Origin of the sequence: Micromonospora sp. NBRC 107095 (genome assembly GCF_030269705.1) — a bacterium.
GTDB lineage: Bacteria > Actinomycetota > Actinomycetes > Mycobacteriales > Micromonosporaceae > Micromonospora > Micromonospora parva.
This window is the reverse complement of the sequence record NZ_BSTU01000001.1, coordinates 2343691-2358284: the sequence shown is the minus strand read 5'-3', so window position 1 is coordinate 2358284 and position 14594 is coordinate 2343691. Positions and strand designations below refer to the sequence as shown.

General features: G+C 71.4%; 17 protein-coding genes and 1 riboswitch. Of the genes, 11 read left to right on the top strand and 6 right to left on the bottom strand.

Features of this window, described 5'->3' with window-relative positions; genetic code table 11:
* Nucleotides 1-8 precede the first annotated feature (8 nt).
* Nucleotides 9-179 carry a hypothetical protein gene (locus QSK15_RS10980; protein ID WP_285794061.1) on the bottom strand — a complete coding sequence of 57 codons (171 nt, stop codon included), beginning with the start codon at nt 177-179 and terminating at the stop codon, nt 9-11.
* Nucleotides 180-377: 198 nt separating this feature from the next.
* Here QSK15_RS10980 and QSK15_RS10975 point away from each other — a divergent pair, with 198 nt between their 5' ends.
* Nucleotides 378-1007 carry a hypothetical protein gene (locus QSK15_RS10975; protein WP_285794060.1) on the top strand — a complete coding sequence of 210 codons (630 nt, stop codon included), beginning with the start codon at nt 378-380 and terminating at the stop codon, nt 1005-1007.
* A 215-nt stretch (nt 1008-1222) separates the two neighbouring features.
* A complete protein-coding gene (locus QSK15_RS10970) occupies nt 1223-1594 on the top strand; it encodes a hypothetical protein (protein WP_285794059.1) in 372 nt (123 codons plus the stop codon).
* 37 nt (nt 1595-1631) lie between these two features.
* Here the strand turns inward: QSK15_RS10970 and QSK15_RS10965 are convergent, their stop codons facing one another.
* Nucleotides 1632-2537, bottom strand: a complete 906-nt coding sequence (locus QSK15_RS10965; RefSeq protein WP_285794058.1) for a DUF72 domain-containing protein — start codon at nt 2535-2537, stop codon at nt 1632-1634.
* Between the two features lie 134 nt (nt 2538-2671).
* On the opposite strand from QSK15_RS10965, the gene QSK15_RS10960 reads away from it, so the two are divergent.
* A complete protein-coding gene (locus QSK15_RS10960; protein WP_285794057.1) occupies nt 2672-3175 on the top strand; it encodes a DinB family protein in 504 nt (167 codons plus the stop codon).
* Between the two features lie 40 nt (nt 3176-3215).
* Here QSK15_RS10960 and QSK15_RS10955 read toward each other — a convergent pair whose 3' ends face one another.
* Nucleotides 3216-5273, bottom strand: a complete 2058-nt coding sequence (locus QSK15_RS10955; protein WP_285794056.1) for an amylo-alpha-1,6-glucosidase — start codon at nt 5271-5273, stop codon at nt 3216-3218.
* A complete protein-coding gene (locus QSK15_RS10950; protein ID WP_285794055.1) occupies nt 5270-5713 on the bottom strand; it encodes an SCP2 sterol-binding domain-containing protein in 444 nt (147 codons plus the stop codon). Before QSK15_RS10950 ends, QSK15_RS10955 begins: the two co-directional genes overlap by 4 nt.
* Nucleotides 5714-5876: 163 nt before the next feature.
* Between QSK15_RS10950 and QSK15_RS10945 the strand changes: the two genes are divergently transcribed.
* Complete coding sequence (locus QSK15_RS10945; RefSeq protein ID WP_285794054.1) at nt 5877-6923, top strand: NAD(P)-dependent alcohol dehydrogenase; 1047 nt, start codon at nt 5877-5879, stop codon at nt 6921-6923.
* A gap of 9 nt (nt 6924-6932) precedes the next feature.
* On the opposite strand, the gene QSK15_RS10940 is transcribed toward QSK15_RS10945, so the two are convergent.
* Nucleotides 6933-7442 carry a mycothiol transferase gene (locus QSK15_RS10940; RefSeq protein WP_285794053.1) on the bottom strand — a complete coding sequence of 170 codons (510 nt, stop codon included), beginning with the start codon at nt 7440-7442 and terminating at the stop codon, nt 6933-6935.
* 79 nt (nt 7443-7521) lie between these two features.
* Between QSK15_RS10940 and QSK15_RS10935 the strand changes: the two genes are divergently transcribed.
* Together QSK15_RS10935 and QSK15_RS10930 are read left to right on the top strand one after the other, a co-directional pair.
* On the top strand, nt 7522-8037 hold the full coding sequence (locus QSK15_RS10935; protein ID WP_285794052.1) for a 2'-5' RNA ligase family protein: 516 nt from the start codon (nt 7522-7524) through the stop codon (nt 8035-8037).
* Nucleotides 8038-8245: 208 nt separating this feature from the next.
* Complete coding sequence (locus QSK15_RS10930; RefSeq protein ID WP_091401337.1) at nt 8246-8431, top strand: hypothetical protein; 186 nt, start codon at nt 8246-8248, stop codon at nt 8429-8431.
* A gap of 15 nt (nt 8432-8446) precedes the next feature.
* On the opposite strand, the gene corA is transcribed toward QSK15_RS10930, so the two are convergent.
* Nucleotides 8447-9574, bottom strand: coding sequence for a magnesium/cobalt transporter CorA (gene corA, locus QSK15_RS10925; RefSeq protein ID WP_285794051.1), 1128 nt, complete (start codon nt 9572-9574; stop codon nt 8447-8449).
* Nucleotides 9575-9728: 154 nt separating this feature from the next.
* Between corA and QSK15_RS10920 the strand changes: the two genes are divergently transcribed.
* From QSK15_RS10920 to QSK15_RS10900, 5 genes are all read left to right on the top strand, one after another.
* A complete protein-coding gene (locus QSK15_RS10920; RefSeq protein WP_502889539.1) occupies nt 9729-11687 on the top strand; it encodes an amino acid transporter in 1959 nt (652 codons plus the stop codon).
* An 86-nt stretch (nt 11688-11773) separates the two neighbouring features.
* Nucleotides 11774-11885, top strand: a riboswitch (SAM riboswitch).
* Nucleotides 11886-11917: 32 nt separating this feature from the next.
* Complete coding sequence (locus tag QSK15_RS10915; RefSeq protein ID WP_285794049.1) at nt 11918-12058, top strand: hypothetical protein; 141 nt, start codon at nt 11918-11920, stop codon at nt 12056-12058.
* Nucleotides 12059-12176: 118 nt separating this feature from the next.
* Complete coding sequence (locus QSK15_RS10910; RefSeq protein ID WP_285794048.1) at nt 12177-13025, top strand: ABC transporter substrate-binding protein; 849 nt, start codon at nt 12177-12179, stop codon at nt 13023-13025.
* A 39-nt stretch (nt 13026-13064) separates the two neighbouring features.
* Nucleotides 13065-13835 carry an amino acid ABC transporter permease gene (locus QSK15_RS10905; protein WP_030335893.1) on the top strand — a complete coding sequence of 257 codons (771 nt, stop codon included), beginning with the start codon at nt 13065-13067 and terminating at the stop codon, nt 13833-13835.
* Nucleotides 13832-14575 carry an amino acid ABC transporter ATP-binding protein gene (locus QSK15_RS10900; RefSeq protein ID WP_285794047.1) on the top strand — a complete coding sequence of 248 codons (744 nt, stop codon included), beginning with the start codon at nt 13832-13834 and terminating at the stop codon, nt 14573-14575. Before QSK15_RS10905 ends, QSK15_RS10900 begins: the two co-directional genes overlap by 4 nt.
* Nucleotides 14576-14594 lie beyond the last annotated feature (19 nt).

Here is a 14594-nt window from a genome sequence, read left to right as displayed (position 1 = left end):
GGGTCGGCTCACTCGTCCTGGTCCAGCGGCACCAGCTCACCGTCCTGTTCGACCTGGATCTCGGCGTGCTCCTTGCGGGGCGCGACCTCGGCGGTGTTCCGGTTCGGGTCGTTGTCGGGGTGCATGAGCACCGCGTCTGTTTTGGGGGTCTTCTCCCGGCTCTCGTCCGGCTGCGACATCGCGTTCCCCTCTCGTCGGCGTCGCTGGAGGATCTACCCGCCACCGGGCGAACGACTCCTGCCCGGACGAGGCCGACGCACCGACGCCACGGATGTCCCGTAGCTGCCCGCCACGACGCGGATCGGCCCCGGCGGGCCGGGGTTAGCCGCCCGAGCGGCGGGTAAGCCGCAGCGCCCGACACGGCGGAAGGGGATCACATGTCCGAACGGCACACCGCACTGCGTTCGATGCACGATCTGGGCCTGGCGGCCTGGTTCGGCGGCTCCCTCATGGGTGCCTTCGGTGTCAACGGCGCAGCGGCGAAAATCAGCGACTCGACCCAGCGGCTCCCGGTCGCCTCGGCCGGATGGTCCAAGTGGACCCCGGTCAACGCGGCCGCGATCGGCGCCCACCTGGCTGGCGCCGTCGGCGAACTGGTGACCGAGAGCCCACGGATGGCGGCCCAGGCCGGCGTCGGCCGGGCCAGCGCCATCAAGACCGCGCTGACCATCGGCGCGCTCGCGGTCACCGGCTACAGCCGGTTGGTCGGCATGCGGCTGGAGAAGGCCGGCGGCCCGCCGGTGAGCGGCGCCACCGAGCCGAACCACCAGACCCCGGCCAGTGTGGCCTCGTCGCAACGGCAGATGAAGCTGCTCCAGTGGGCCATTCCGGCGCTGACCGGGACGCTGGTCGTGGTCACCGCGTACATGGGTGAGCAGCAGAAGCCCGGCCAGGTGTTCCGCGGGATGCTCGGTCGCGCCGGTGGGATGAAGGGCGCCTCCAAGGGCGTGATCAAGATGGCGGGAATGAGCAACGGCAAGCGACCGATGGCGATGGCCGGACGCTGAGCGTCGGGCCGGCCGGCGTCCCGCCGCCACCTCGACGGCGGGGCGCTGGCCGGCCCGCTCGCGTACCGGAGCGACGACGGATCCCGCGCGACGACGAGTCGGCGCCCGTACGGCGGCGCGCCGGTGACCTGTCGGGCGGCGCGGGCGGGCGGGCAGCCCGGCCCGAGGACGGCACATCGTCCGCCGGTGGCGGCGGACCGACGAGCGGGGTGGCCATGACGGCGCACAAGGGACGCAGCGGCGACAACGACCGGCTGGAGCCGGAGGCGACCAACCCGTGGGGCACCGGCGACGGTTTCGACGCCGACGCGCCCTGGGGCACCGACGACGACTCACCCATGGACGAGGGCAGCGAGGAGACAGCGGTGCCCGAGGGCCGGCGCGGCGAGCGGCGGGCGGGTGCCCCGGCGGGTCGCACGGGCCCGGCGGGTCGACACGGTTTCGGTTCGGTCGAGCCGACGCGAACGACGATGGCCGGGCCGGGCGCCCCACCCGATCCCGCGCCCAGCGGCCGGACCTTCCCCGACGACGCGGAGATCGGCGAGTCGACCCAGGACGCGCTACGCAGCCGGGGACGGCGGTCCTGACCGGACCCTGTGCCCGGCCGGCTGGCAGGTGCGCCGCTCAACCGTTCGTCGGGACGGCGTGATCGGCGACCATCGTCTCGGTGAGCAGTTGCGCCAGCCGGGTGGCGTCGCGCTGGGCCTGCCCGGCGCAGCAGTTGTTGAACAGCACGTGCAGCTCGTCGGGGAGAGCCGCGAACCCGGTCAGCCGTCCCGCCCACTGCCGCAGCTCGTCCTCGGCGTAGGCGTAGCGGAACTTCTCCTGCTTGTCGCCCTCGGCCCAGGCGTCGCTGTGACCGTGGAACCGGACGATCGCCGGCTCCGCCGTCTTGGTCAGGATCGGGGGCACCGACGACGGGTGTCCCTGTGGCATGTCGACGCAGACCACTGACAGGTCGTGGGCGCGGAGCAGGTCCAGGGTGTCCGTCGCGGCCGCGTCGTCCAACCAGGAGCTGTGCCGCAGCTCGACACCGACCCGCCACGGCCGGCAGCGCTGCGCGAGCTCGACGATCCGGCGTTCGGCCGCCGGGCTGCGCACCAGCCACGGCGGGAACTGCAACATCACCACACCGAGCTTGCCGGCCGCCGCGATCGGCGCCAGGGCCGCGCGAAACCGGGTCCACAGCTCGTCGTACGCCCGCTCCGGCAGGTCACGGCGGCGGATCCGGCTCGGGCCGGCGGCCGGACGCAGGTCCCGAGGCAGCACGGCGACCGGCGTCGGGTGACCGGTGAAGAGGCTGAACGCCTTGACGTCGAAGGTGAAGTCGTCCGGTGTGGCGTCCACCCAGCTCTGGGTCGTCTCCGGCACCGGGATGGCGTAGTAGGACGTGTCCACCTCGACCAACGGGAACTGGCTGGCGTAGAAGCCCAGCCGACGCGCCGGCGTGCTGGCCGAACGGGGGTACCACCCGGAGCGCAGCAGGGACTGGTCCGCCCAGGACGATGTGCCCACCTTAATCACAGCCATGTCATTCAGTGGACCGCCTTCGACGCGGATCGGCAACCGCTGGCGGTCTTCCGTCGACCCGGTGTCGTGCCCGGGAAGTGTCGGTGCCCGGCAATACGGTGGCACCGGGTGGACATCGACGAAAGGGTGGCGGCATGACCAGCACTGAGCAGCTCACCGGTGAGCGCACCGATCTCCTGCAGGCGCTCCGCAGGCACCGCGGTTTCCTTCTGCAGACCGTCGACGGGCTCACCGACGAGCAGGCGGCCAGTCGCCCCACCGTCAGCGGTCTCTGCCTCGGCGGCCTCATCAAGCACGTGGCCGGCGTCGAGCACCGGTGGATGCTCTTCGCGGTGGGTGGTGCGGAGGCGATGGACCGTGAGGAGGTCGACTGGGTCGGTCAGTTCCAGATGGCACCGGGCGAGACACTGGCCGGGCTGGTCGAGCGCTTCCAGGAAATCGCCGTCCGGACCGACGAGTTGATCGCCACCCTCGACCTGGACGCGGCGCACCCGTTGCCGCAGGCGCCCTGGTTCGAGCCGGGGGCGAGCTGGACGGTCCGCCGGGTGCTGCTGCACCTCATCGCCGAGACGTCCCAGCACGCCGGGCACGCCGACATCCTGCGGGAGTCGATCGACGGCGCCAGGACGATGGGCTGACGCCCGCCGTCATCGCCACCGCCTGCGCTGATCCTCGGCCTCACCGCAGGCGGTGCCGGCGTTCGGTGGTCCGATCTCTCGCGTAGGCGTCGGAGTGACCCCAACGGCCGGGGATGTCGAGCAGTTCCAGCCGGCCGAACCCCTCTGGCACCGCCGGGTTGACCAGCAGGTTGTCGCCGGTGGGTCGCAGACCCAGCACGGTGCCGAGCAGCATCAGCAGGGATCCCGACGACCATGCCTGCGGGCGGCAGCTCGTCGCCAGTTGCACCGGGTAGGTCGTCAGGCTGCGCTCGTAGCCGGCGATCACCTCCGGCACCTCGCCGCCGAGCGTCAGCGTCATGTCGAAGACGCCGGCGGCGATCCGGGCCGCCTGAGCGTCGAGGCGGTAGCGACGCAGCCCGGCGGCGATCACCGCGTTGTCCGACGGCCACACCGCGCCCAGGTGCGCGCCCACCGGGTTGTACGTGCGCTGCCCGGTGGCGAACGTGCGTACTCCCCAACCGCTGAACAGTCGCGGCCCGACCAGGTGCTCGGCTACCGCTTCCGCGCGGTCGTCCGCGACGATCCCGCTCCAGAGCAAATGCCCGATGTTGGAGGCCAACGCATCGACCGGCTCGCCGTACGGGTCGAGCGCCAACGCGTAGTACCCCTGGTGTGGCAGCCAGAAGTCCCGGTTGAAGCGCTCCTTGAGCGCTGCCGCCTCCCGTTCCAAACGGTCGGCGTACGCGAGGTCGCCCCAGAACTCGCGGGCCAGCCGGGCGCCCCGGCGCTTCGCGTCGTACGCGTAACCCTGCAACTCGCAGGTGGCGCGGGGAAAGGCGGGTTGCCGACCACGGGCGTCGACGATGGCGTCCGGGGAATTCTTCCAGCCCTGGTTGACCGCGCCGTAGCGCTCGTTGCGGCGCTGGTAGCGCAGGTAGCCGTCCCCGGTCAGGTCGCCGTACTCGTCGATCCAGTCCAGCGCCATCCGGGCCGGGTGCCGCAGCTCGCGGACCAGGTCCGCGTCACCGGACCAGCGTTCGTACTCGTCGAGCAGGACGACGAAGAGCGGGGTGGTGTCGGCCGCGCCGTAGTACAACGCGCTCGCCCGTTCGCTGAACGCCCCCGTCTCGCCGTACCGCAGGTGGGCCAGGATCTTGCCGGGCTCCTCTTCCAGCCAGTCGTCGAGCTGACCGCCCTGCATGAGCGCCAGCATCCGCAGCGTCGACGGGGCCAGTTCGGGGGTGAACGCCATCGTCTGGAGGCAGGTGATGATGCTGTCCCGTCCGAACAGGCCCATCGCCCACGGCAGACCACCGATCGGCACCCGCTCGCGGTACGCGAGCGGCTGGTAGCGCAGCGCCGCCAGGTCCGCGAGGCTGCCCTGGTAGAGCTCTTCCAGGCCGGCGCGTTCGGCCACCAGTTGCGGCGCACGCTCCAGCCACCGGGTCAGGTCCTCGCCCATCCCCGTCCGCAGGGCCTGTTGGTGCGACCGCAGGTCGGCGCGGAGGTCCCGACCCTCCTCGCCGCCCATGGTCACTGTGACATGCAGGTCGGTCTCCCACGTCCCCTCGGGTGGGATCCGGATCCGGAAGGTCATCCCCTGCTCGTCCACATCGGCGGGTACGGTGCTGCACACCGTGGTCTCCCGGATGAACCGGTCCCGCTGGTAGCGCAGCACGAGCTGCTGGCCCGCCGGGTCGGCGGTGACCTCGACGGCCCGCTGCCGCACCTGCCCGACCTCGACGATGTCGGTGAAGTCGCTGGCCATCTCCAGCCGGACGGTGTACTCGGCGGGTTGCGACGAATGGTTGAGCACCGTGATGTTCTCGTGGAAACAGTCGTGGACCGATCGGTGCCTGATGATCGACACATCGGCGTCGATGTAGTGGCTCGCCATGCCGGGAACCAGGAAGAACCGGGTCTCGAAGTAGGTGAGGTCGTCCCGGGACAGGGCGTTGGTCCGTTCACCGTCGATCCGCAGCACCCAGTGGGACAGGAACCGGGTGTCGTACGCGAAGAGTCCGACCGGGAGCTGCGGGTCGGGCTCGATGTCGCCCTGGGCGTCGCTGATGGCGAAGATGTTGCCCGCGATGACGTGCACCAGTTCCTGCTTCACGGCCGACCACCCCGAGCGGTCGTCACGGCCCGGCCAGCAGGCACGGCCCGGCCAGCAGGCACGGCCCGGCCGGCAAGCGCGGCCCGGCCCAACTCGCGCGGGTGACGGGCGCCGTCCGGCCCGGAGAAGATCCGCCGCAGCAGCATCAGCAGTTGCATGTTGCCCTGCACTGTCACCTCGTTGCGCAGCAGACCCGCTCCCGGGTGCAGTTCGCCGCGAACCATCCGGTCGAAGACCGCCCGGTCGGCCCGCACCACCAACTCGGCGTCCTCGGCCGAGCGGGTCACGCGCACGTGTTGGTCGGCGATGGTCAGGTACCAGTGGTCGGTGCTGCCGTCGTCACGGACATCCAACCGCAACGTCCCCGCGGTGGTTTCCGGCAGGTCGGGTCGCCGACCGGTGTCCAGCTGTCGCAGGTACTGCTCCGCCGTCGCACCCATCAGATCCCCTCCCCACGGTTCCCCGCAGGATCACCCGCGCCGGGGTGAGGCCGGTTCACCCGGAACGGGTGAGGGTGCCCCGGGGTCGCGCCGCGGCGGCCCGTTTGCCGGGCGACGAGGCGGGCAGGCCAGTGGTTCAGTCGAGACAGACGGGAGCACCGACATGCGCGCACTGCGGTTGCGGGAGTGGAAGTCGGAACCGGAGTTGGTCGAGGTCCCCGACCCGACGCCCGGGCCGGGTCAGGTGGTGGTCCGGATCGGCGGTGCCGGCGCCTGCCACTCCGACCTGCACCTGATGGACGAGTTCGAGCCGGGCACGATGCCCTGGAACCCGCCGTTCACCCTCGGTCACGAGAACGCCGGCTGGGTACACGCCCTCGGCGACGGGGTGACCGGGTTGTCCGTCGGGCAACCGGTCGCGGTGTTCGGATCGTGGGGTTGTGGCACCTGCGCCCGCTGTCGGCTCGGGATCGACCCGTACTGCGAGAACCCGTCCGCTGCGCCGGTGCCGAGCGGAGGCGGTGGGCTCGGACTGGACGGCGGAATGGCCGAGTTCGAACTGGTCCCGGACGCGCGGCACGTCGTACCTCTGCCGGAGGGTCTGGAACCGGCGCAGGCCGCACCGCTGACCGACGCGGGACTCACCCCGTACCACGCCGTCCGGCGCTCCTGGCCGAAGCTGCCACCGGGCAGCACGGCCGTGGTGATCGGGGTCGGCGGGCTGGGGCACGTGGGCGTGCAGATCCTCAAGGCCACCACCGCCGCGCGGGTGATCGCCGTGGACACCCGGGCCGAGGCGCTGCAACTGGCCGAGGAGTGCGGCGCCGACCGCACGGTGACCTCCGGACCGACCGCCGCCGAGGAGATCCGGGACGCCACCGGAGGGCGGGGCGCCGACGTGGTGCTGGACTTCGTCGGCGCGGACAGCACCCTGGCGCTCGGCGTGGCGGCGGCCCGCACCGTGGGCGACCTGACCATCGTCGGGATCGGCGGCGGCACGCTGGGGGTGTCGTTCTTCTCCGTGCCGTACGAGGTGAGTATCGCCACCACCTACTGGGGCAGCCGACCCGAGCTGGTGGAGGTGCTCGACCTGGGTGCCCGGGGCCTGGTCCGGCCGAGCATCACCACCTTCGCCCTGGACGACGCCCTGGACGCGTACCGCCAGCTGCGCGACGGGACCCTGGAGGGCCGGGCGGTGATCGTGCCGTGAGCCCGGCCGTCAGCCGGCCTCGATCAGGCCACGCAGGTAGGCGGCCTGGCCGACGTGTTGCAGGTCGTCCTCGGCCACGCTGACCAACCGGACGCCGAGGGTGACCGGCGGATCCCACGCCTCGTCGACCACACGGTCCAGGTCCGCCGGGGCCAGCCCGGCCAGGAAGTCTCCGGTACGCGCGGCGACCGCCTCGTAGTAGTCGACGAGCGCCTGCGCGCTCTCCGGCCGCACCGTCGCGACCTGGGCGGGCGAGTGCCCGTAGCCGGTGTTGTCGGGGTCGGCGTCGAGCCCGAACCGTCCCGCCCAGTCGCCGCTGACCCAGATCTGGTCGGTGTCGAGGACCTCGGCGACATGATGGTCCTGCACCCGGGTGAGGTGCCAGACCAGCCAGCCGATCGAGTTGGCGCCCGGGGCGGGCTGGTGGAGCAGGTGCTCGGGGCTGAGGCCCTCGACCGCCGCGCGGACGAGGTCGGGCAGTCGGTCGTACGCCTCGGTCAGCAGGTCACTCACATTCACGTGCTGCGCCTTCCTGGTGGGTTTCGGATCAGGTACCGCCGGACGTGGGCGGGCAAACCTCGGCCGCTACGGTGATCAAATGGTCGCCGCGCTGGAGTTGTACCTGGACCCGGACGCCACCCGCCGGATCCGGGTGCTCTGGGACGCGCTGGAGGCCGAGGGCGTGCAGAGCATGCGCTCGCTGCTGGAGCAGCGCCACCGTCCGCACGTCTCGCTCACGGTGGCGCCCCGGTTCGACCCGGAGCAGGTCGCCGAGGCGTTACAGGGGACGGTGGTGGCCGCCCCGTTGCGGCTCGAATTCCAGTACGCCGGCCAGTTCGTCGGTCGGGTGCTCTGGCTCGGTCCGACGCCCACCCCGGAGTTGCTGGCGCACCACCGGCTGGTGCACGACCGGCTCGCCGCCGCCGGCATCCCCCTCGCCGAGCACTACCAGCCGGGGCGCTGGGTGCCACACTGCACGCTCTCCATGCGGGTGCCGAACGCACTGATGGCCGCCGCGGTGCGCCGCTGCCTGGAGGTGCTGCCGCTGGCCGCGACGGTGGTCGGCGCGGCGCTCACCGACCACGCCCGGGGCATCGCCCACCCGCTGCCTTGACCGTGACTCGACCGTCGCTGCGTAATGTCCGGTTTGGCGGGCGCCAGTCGGAAACCCGAAAACAAGCGGTGCGGAAGCGGCCGGGCGTGGGAAGGTTCGAGTGGCTGTCGTACCGGTGGTGGGCTGCTCACGGGCGGTCCCACCCGGCCGGTGGCGCGAATTCACCCCGCGCCGCCCACGGCGGCTTCGACGAGGAGAGGCAGGGCCCATGCAGGCTCAGCGCAGGCCACCGCGCACGGAGCGGAGCCAGACCCGGGACGACCGGACCGGCGGCGGAATGACCGGGGCGGCCACCCCCCTGACGATCTGGGCGGCCGCCGTACTGCTCGGCCGCATCGGTGCCGGTGACGACGACGTCGAGGACGAGCGGCACATCCTGCGTGGCATCGAGTGAGCCGCGGCCACGGGCTCAGAGCCAGCCGCGCCGCTTGAAGATCACGTAGAGGGTGCCGCAGACCAACAGCATCAACAGCAGCGCGAAGAGATAACCGAAGCGCCAGTTCAGCTCCGGCATGTGGACGAAGTTCATGCCGTACACGGTGCCGATGAGCGTGGGAGCGAAGAGGATCGCCGCCCAGGAGGAAACCTTCTTCAGCTCCTCGTTCTGGCTGTAGCTGGCCGCCGTGAGACTGCGCATCTCCTCGTTCTGCTGCTGCGACACGAGGGTCGCGTTGACGGTGAGGATGTTCTGCAGCAGGTGCCGGAAACCGTCCACCCGCTCCACCACCTGGGTCAGGTGGTCGGTCACGTCGCGCAGGTAGCGGCGCAGCTCCTCGTCGGCGCTGGCGCTGCCCGCGCCAACGGCCAGCGCGTCGAGGACGCTGAGCAGGGGGCGGGCGGCCCGCTGGAACTGGATGACCTCGCGGCTGAGGCCGTAGATGCGGCGGCTGGCGTTCGGGTCGCCACCGAACACCTGGGTCTCGATCTCGTCGATGTCGTTCTCCAGCCCGGCCACGACCGGCGCGTACCCGTCGACGACCTGGTCCAGGATCGCGTACAGGACCGCCTCCGGGCCCCGGGCGAGCATCTGCGCCTCGGTCTCCATCCGCCGCCGCACCGCGGCCAGGTCCGGTGCCTCACCGTGGCGGACGGTGACCACGAAGCCCGGCCCGATGAACAGGTGCAGCTCGGAGAACTCGACCTCCTCCCGCAGGTCGTCGTAGCGGGCGGCGCGCAGCACCACGAACAGGGTGTGGCCGTAGCGCTCCAGCTTGGGCCGCTGGTGGGCGTTGATCGCGTCCTCGACCGCCAGGTCGTGCAGCCGGAACTCACGGGCCAGCGAGGTGATCTGCTCGATGTCGGGCCGGTACAACCCGATCCAGGCCATCGCGTCGTCCTGCTCCTGCAGGCAACGGTACGTCTCGGCGAGGCCGGACGGGGAGGCGAACCGGTGCCCTCGGAGGTAGACCGCGCTGTCCACCAGGCCGTGGGACGCTGCGGGCGACTCCGGGGGCGGCGCCACGCCGACCCTCGTCTCGTACTCGTCGAGTTGACGGCCGAAGCCACCACCCGGGCGGAAGCGGCGGCCGCCGACCATGCCCTGTCCCCTCCCCCGGTGCCGTCCGGTCCGGACCGGGACGCTGCATCCCCGGTGCCCTGGGCCCGAAACCCGCCGGGATGTCGGCTGGGTTCCGCGCACCGGCGGACGAGGGCGGCCCGACGGGCGGATACTCACGGTGACCGTGAGCGGGATGACGGGGGACGCGCCGGTGACGTTCGACAGACGCGCCGGCCGGTTGCGGGGGTGGCTGCTCGACGCCGGCTCGGACCAGGCCGTCCAGCACCCGGGACCGCACGGGCGTCCGCCGGAGCACCGGCACCACCCGTGGTGGAAGGTGATGTGCCTGACCGGTGTGGACTACTTCTCCACGCTGGGTTACCAGCCGGGCATCGCGGCGCTGGCCGCCGGGGCGCTCTCCCCGGTGGCGACGCTGGTGCTGGTGCTGGTGACCCTGCTGGGCGCACTGCCGGTCTACCGGCGGGTGGCGGTGGAGAGCCCGCACGGTGAGGGCTCCATCGCGATGCTGGTCCGCCTGCTGAGCTACTGGCCGGGCAAGCTGCTGGTGCTGGTGCTGCTCGGTTTCGCGGCCACCGACTTCATCATCACCATCACCCTCTCGGCCGCCGACGCGACGGCGCACATCGACGAGAACCCTTTCTGGCCGAGTGCGCTCAAGGGACACGAGGTGCTGCTCACGCTGCTGCTCCTGGCGCTGCTGGGCGCGGTGTTCCTCAAGGGATTCAACGAGGCCATCGGGATCGCCGTCGTCCTGGTCGCGGTGTACCTGACGCTGAACGCCGTGGTGGTGGCCGACGCGCTGTGGCGGGTGGTGACGCATCCGAGCGCGGTCGACGACTGGACCTCCGCGCTGACCACCGGGCACGGCGACCCGTTGATGGTGGTCGGGCTGTCGCTGCTGGTCTTTCCGAAGCTGGCGTTGGGCCTGTCCGGCTTCGAGACCGGGGTGGCCGTCATGCCGAGCGTACGGGGTGACCCGCAGGACTCGGAGGACCGGCCGCTGGGCCGGATCCGTGGCGCGCGCCGGCTGCTCACCACCGCAGCGGTGATCATGAGCGCTTTTCTGATCACCAGCAGCGTGACGACGACGGTGCTGATCCCGCCGGACGCCTTTCAGCCGGGCGGGCCGGCGAACGGCCGGGCGCTGGCCTATCTGGCGCACGCCCACCTCGGCGAGGTGTTCGGCACCATCTACGACCTGTCCACCATCGGGATCCTCTGGTTCGCCGGGGCGTCGGCGATGGCTGGTCTGCTCAACCTCGTACCGCGCTACCTGCCCCGCTACGGCATGGCGCCGACCTGGGCGCGAGCCGTCCGGCCGCTGGTACTGGTCTTCACCTCGGTGGCGTTTCTGATCACTATCGTCTTCGAGGCCAGCGTGGACGCGCAGGGCGGCGCGTACGCCACCGGGGTGCTGGTGTTGATCACCTCGGCCGCGACGGCGGTGACGCTCGCGGCGTTGCGGCAGCGTCAGCGCGGTCGCACCATCGCGTTCGGCATCATCGCGGTGATCTTCGTCTACACGACGCTGGCCAACGTGGTGGAACGCCCCAGTGGCGTCAAGATCGCGGCTTGTTTCATCGGCGGGATCATCCTGGTGTCGGTGTTGTCCCGGCTGATGCGGGCCTACGAGCTGCGCGTCGATCACGTCGAGCTGGATTCGGCCGCGGCCCGGATCATCGACGAACGCGCCGGCCGACGGATCCGCCTCATCGCGCACGAACCCGACCGGCGCGACGAGGCGGAGTACCGCGCCAAGCTCGCCCAGACCATGGCGGACAACGACTTCCCCGACGACAGCGACGTCATCTTCGTCGAGGTCGAGGTCACCGACCCGTCCGACTTCGAGACCGAGGTGCTGGTCCGTGGCAGCGTCGTCGACGGCCGCTTCCCGGTGCTCAGCCTGGCCAGTTCGTCGGTGCCCACCGCGCTGGCCGCCCTGCTGCTGGAGATCCGCGACCGCAGCCGTCGACGACCCCACATCTACTTCGAGTGGTCCGAGGGAGGCCCGGTTCGCAACTTCCTGCGCTACCTGGCGTTCGGGCAGGGCGCGATCGCCTCGGTGACCCGGGAGATCCTGCGTCGCCAGGAACCCGACCCACACCGCCGACCGCACGTGCACGCCGGCTGACCTGGGCGCGGACGGACCGTCGCGCACGGTGAGCGTGGTCATACCGACTGGACGCGGCACCCGTCGGTGCTGCTAACCTCGGCGCAGGTCATGAGCGCCAGCGCGAAGCCCCGGCTCGCTGGCCGGCAACCCTCCTCCGCGGTGGGGTGCCCCGGGTGAAGACCAGGCACCGGCACGACGTCGGTGCAAGCGTGGCCTGGCACCCAGGTCAGCACAGACCCGGGAGAACCATGCGCATCCTCAGCACCACCCCACCGACCGACATCGCGGACTTCCGCACCGGTCGCCCCTCGCCCGCACTGACCCGGCGACGGCACGTGGACACGATGCGAATGTGCAGCGCCGCCTGTCGTCGCGGCACCGCGCTCTAGCACCACCCTCCCGAAACCCCTTTCCACCGGTACGCCCATCGGGCGCACCGTCGGTGGCGCACACCCGCGCCCGCCGAGACACCACCCTTCGGAGACACCAGTGCGATTCCTTCCCGCAGTGACCCGTGCCGCCGCCCTGGGGGCGGCGACGATCCTGGCCGCCACCGCCCTCACCGCCTGCGGCGACGACAGCTCGTCCGACGCCACCACCAACCCGTACGGCCTGGCCCAGCCCGGCGTGCTGCGCGCCGGCACGCTGACCGACGCCCCGCCGAACGTGTACCTCAAGGACGGCAGGTTCACCGGCTTCGACAACGACCTGCTGACCGCCGTGGCCGGCAAGCTCGGCCTCACCGTGGAGTTCGTCGGCACCGACTTCTCCGCGCTGCTCAGCCAGGTCAACAACCGCAAGTTCGACGTCGGCAGCTCCTCGATCACCATCACCGAGGCCCGCAAGAAGACAGTCGACTTCGGCAACGGCTACGACTTCGGCTACTTCGGCCTGGACGTCCCGGCCGGCTCGCCGATCACCAGCTTCGACCAGCTCACCGGCAAGCGGGTAGTGGTGGTGCAGGGCACGGTCCAGGACGACTACGCCACCGGCAAGCAGCTGAACCCGGTGCGGGTGCCGGACTACAACGGTGCGATCAACCAGCTCAAGGCGGGCACCGCCGACGCGTGGATCGCCCCGGCGGAGATCGGTGAGAAGTCGGCCGCCGACAGCAACGGCAAGATCACCGTGGCGGCCAAGCAGCTCAGCCCGGCACCGACCGCGTACGCCGTGGCCAAGGGCAACGACAAGCTGCGCGAGGCGCTGAACAAGAGCCTCGACGAGGTCATCGCCGACGGCACCTGGACACGGTTGCAGGCGCAGTACTACCCGGGCCGGCCGATCCCGGCGGACTTCAAGCCGGGCAGCGGCGCGGTCACGGTGGCGCCGTCGGCGTCCGCGTCAGCCGCGTCCTGAACCGGTGACGAGCGAGCGGGGCGGTAGGAGGGGCGACACATGGATCCGTTGAGCACCCTGTGGGAAACGTTCTTCGACTGGGACTCGATGCGCGAGGCGCTGCCCGAGATGCTGACCGTCGGGTTGCCCAACACGCTGATCCTGGCGGTCTCCGCCGCTCTGCTCGGCTCGGTGCTGGGCCTGCTGCTGGCCGTCGCCGGGATCTCCCGCAGCCGCTGGTTGCGCTGGCCGGCGCGGGTCTACACCGACGTGTTCCGAGGGCTTCCGGCCGCCGCCACGATCCTGCTGATCGGCGTCGGGTTGGCCCCGCTGGGCATGCAGGTCTGGGGGCCGGACCCCTACCCGCTGGGCATCCTGGCGCTGTCGCTCATCGCTGCCGCGTACATCGGGGAGATCTTCCGCTCGGGCATCCAGTCGGTGGAGGCCGCCCAGTTGGAGGGCGCCCGGGCGCTCGGCTTCTCCTGGGCCGACGCGATGCGGCTGGTGATCGTCCCGCAGGGCATCCGGCGGGTGCTGCCGGCCTGGGTGAACCAGCTCATCGCGCTGATCAAGGACTCCAGCCTGGTCTACTTCCTCGGCCTGGTGGCCAGCCAGCGGGAGCTGTTCCGGATCGGGCAGGACTACGCGGCCACCACCGGCAACGAGTCGGCGCTGCTGCTGGCAGGGCTGTGCTACCTGGCGTTGACCGTTCCGTTGACGCACGTCGTGAACTGGATCGACCGCCGGCTGCGCAACGGTCGGCCGGCCACCGCGCCGACAGACGAGGACGACGACACCGCGCCGTACGCGATGGAAGGAGACCGGCGATGACCACCGCCAGCACGACCTCGGTCAGCCTCGACGTACGCGACGTGCACCTCGCCTTCGGACCGAACCGGGTGCTGCGCGGCGTCGACCTGGCGGTGCCGCGTGGCGCGACGGCCTGTGTCATCGGCCCGTCCGGGTCGGGCAAGTCCACCCTGCTGCGCACCATCAACCGGCTGATCGAACCGGACCGGGGCGACGTGCTGCTGGACGGGCGCAGCGTGCTGGGCGACGACCCGGACGCGCTGCGGCAGCGGGTGGGCATGGTGTTCCAGCAGTTCAACCTCTTCCCGCACATGAGCGTGCTGCGCAACGTCACGCTGGCGCTGCGCCGCCTGCGCAAGCTCGGCGAGGACGAGGCGGACGCGGTCGCCCGCGCCCAGTTGGAGCTGGTGGGGCTTGCCGGCAAGGCGAACTCCCGACCGGCGCAACTCTCCGGTGGTCAGCAGCAACGGGTGGCGATCGCCCGTGCGCTGGCGTTGCGGCCCGAGGTGATGCTCTTCGACGAGGCGACCTCGGCGCTCGACCCGGAGCTGGTCAAGGGGGTGCTCGGGGTGATGGCCGACCTGTCCGCCGCCGGGATGACCATGGTGGTGGTGACCCACGAGATGGGCTTCGCCCGGCAGGTCGCCGACACCGTCGCCTTCATGGACCGGGGTGTGGTGCTGGAGGCCGGCCCGCCCGAGGCCGTCTTCGAGCGGGCCGAACATCCGCGGCTGCGCCGGTTCCTCGACCAGGTGCTCTGAGCCGCCCGGGCCGGACGGT

Excerpts from the sequence above, each read along its gene's own strand:
- QSK15_RS10980 (WP_285794061.1), bottom strand. The coding sequence starts at position 179 with ATGTCGCAGCCGGACGAGAGCCGGGAGAAGACCCCCAAAACAGACGCG.
- QSK15_RS10975 (WP_285794060.1), top strand. The coding sequence starts at position 378 with ATGTCCGAACGGCACACCGCACTGCGTTCGATGCACGATCTGGGCCTG.
- QSK15_RS10970 (WP_285794059.1), top strand. The coding sequence starts at position 1,223 with ATGACGGCGCACAAGGGACGCAGCGGCGACAACGACCGGCTGGAGCCG.
- QSK15_RS10965 (WP_285794058.1), bottom strand. The coding sequence starts at position 2,537 with ATGGCTGTGATTAAGGTGGGCACATCGTCCTGGGCGGACCAGTCCCTG.
- QSK15_RS10960 (WP_285794057.1), top strand. The coding sequence starts at position 2,672 with ATGACCAGCACTGAGCAGCTCACCGGTGAGCGCACCGATCTCCTGCAG.
- QSK15_RS10950 (WP_285794055.1), bottom strand. The coding sequence starts at position 5,713 with ATGGGTGCGACGGCGGAGCAGTACCTGCGACAGCTGGACACCGGTCGG.
- QSK15_RS10945 (WP_285794054.1), top strand. The coding sequence starts at position 5,877 with ATGCGCGCACTGCGGTTGCGGGAGTGGAAGTCGGAACCGGAGTTGGTC.
- QSK15_RS10935 (WP_285794052.1), top strand. The coding sequence starts at position 7,522 with ATGGTCGCCGCGCTGGAGTTGTACCTGGACCCGGACGCCACCCGCCGG.
- QSK15_RS10930 (WP_091401337.1), top strand. The coding sequence starts at position 8,246 with ATGCAGGCTCAGCGCAGGCCACCGCGCACGGAGCGGAGCCAGACCCGG.
- corA (WP_285794051.1), bottom strand. The coding sequence starts at position 9,574 with ATGGTCGGCGGCCGCCGCTTCCGCCCGGGTGGTGGCTTCGGCCGTCAA.
- QSK15_RS10920 (WP_502889539.1), top strand. The coding sequence starts at position 9,729 with ATGACGGGGGACGCGCCGGTGACGTTCGACAGACGCGCCGGCCGGTTG.
- QSK15_RS10915 (WP_285794049.1), top strand. The coding sequence starts at position 11,918 with ATGCGCATCCTCAGCACCACCCCACCGACCGACATCGCGGACTTCCGC.
- QSK15_RS10905 (WP_030335893.1), top strand. The coding sequence starts at position 13,065 with ATGGATCCGTTGAGCACCCTGTGGGAAACGTTCTTCGACTGGGACTCG.
- QSK15_RS10900 (WP_285794047.1), top strand. The coding sequence starts at position 13,832 with ATGACCACCGCCAGCACGACCTCGGTCAGCCTCGACGTACGCGACGTG.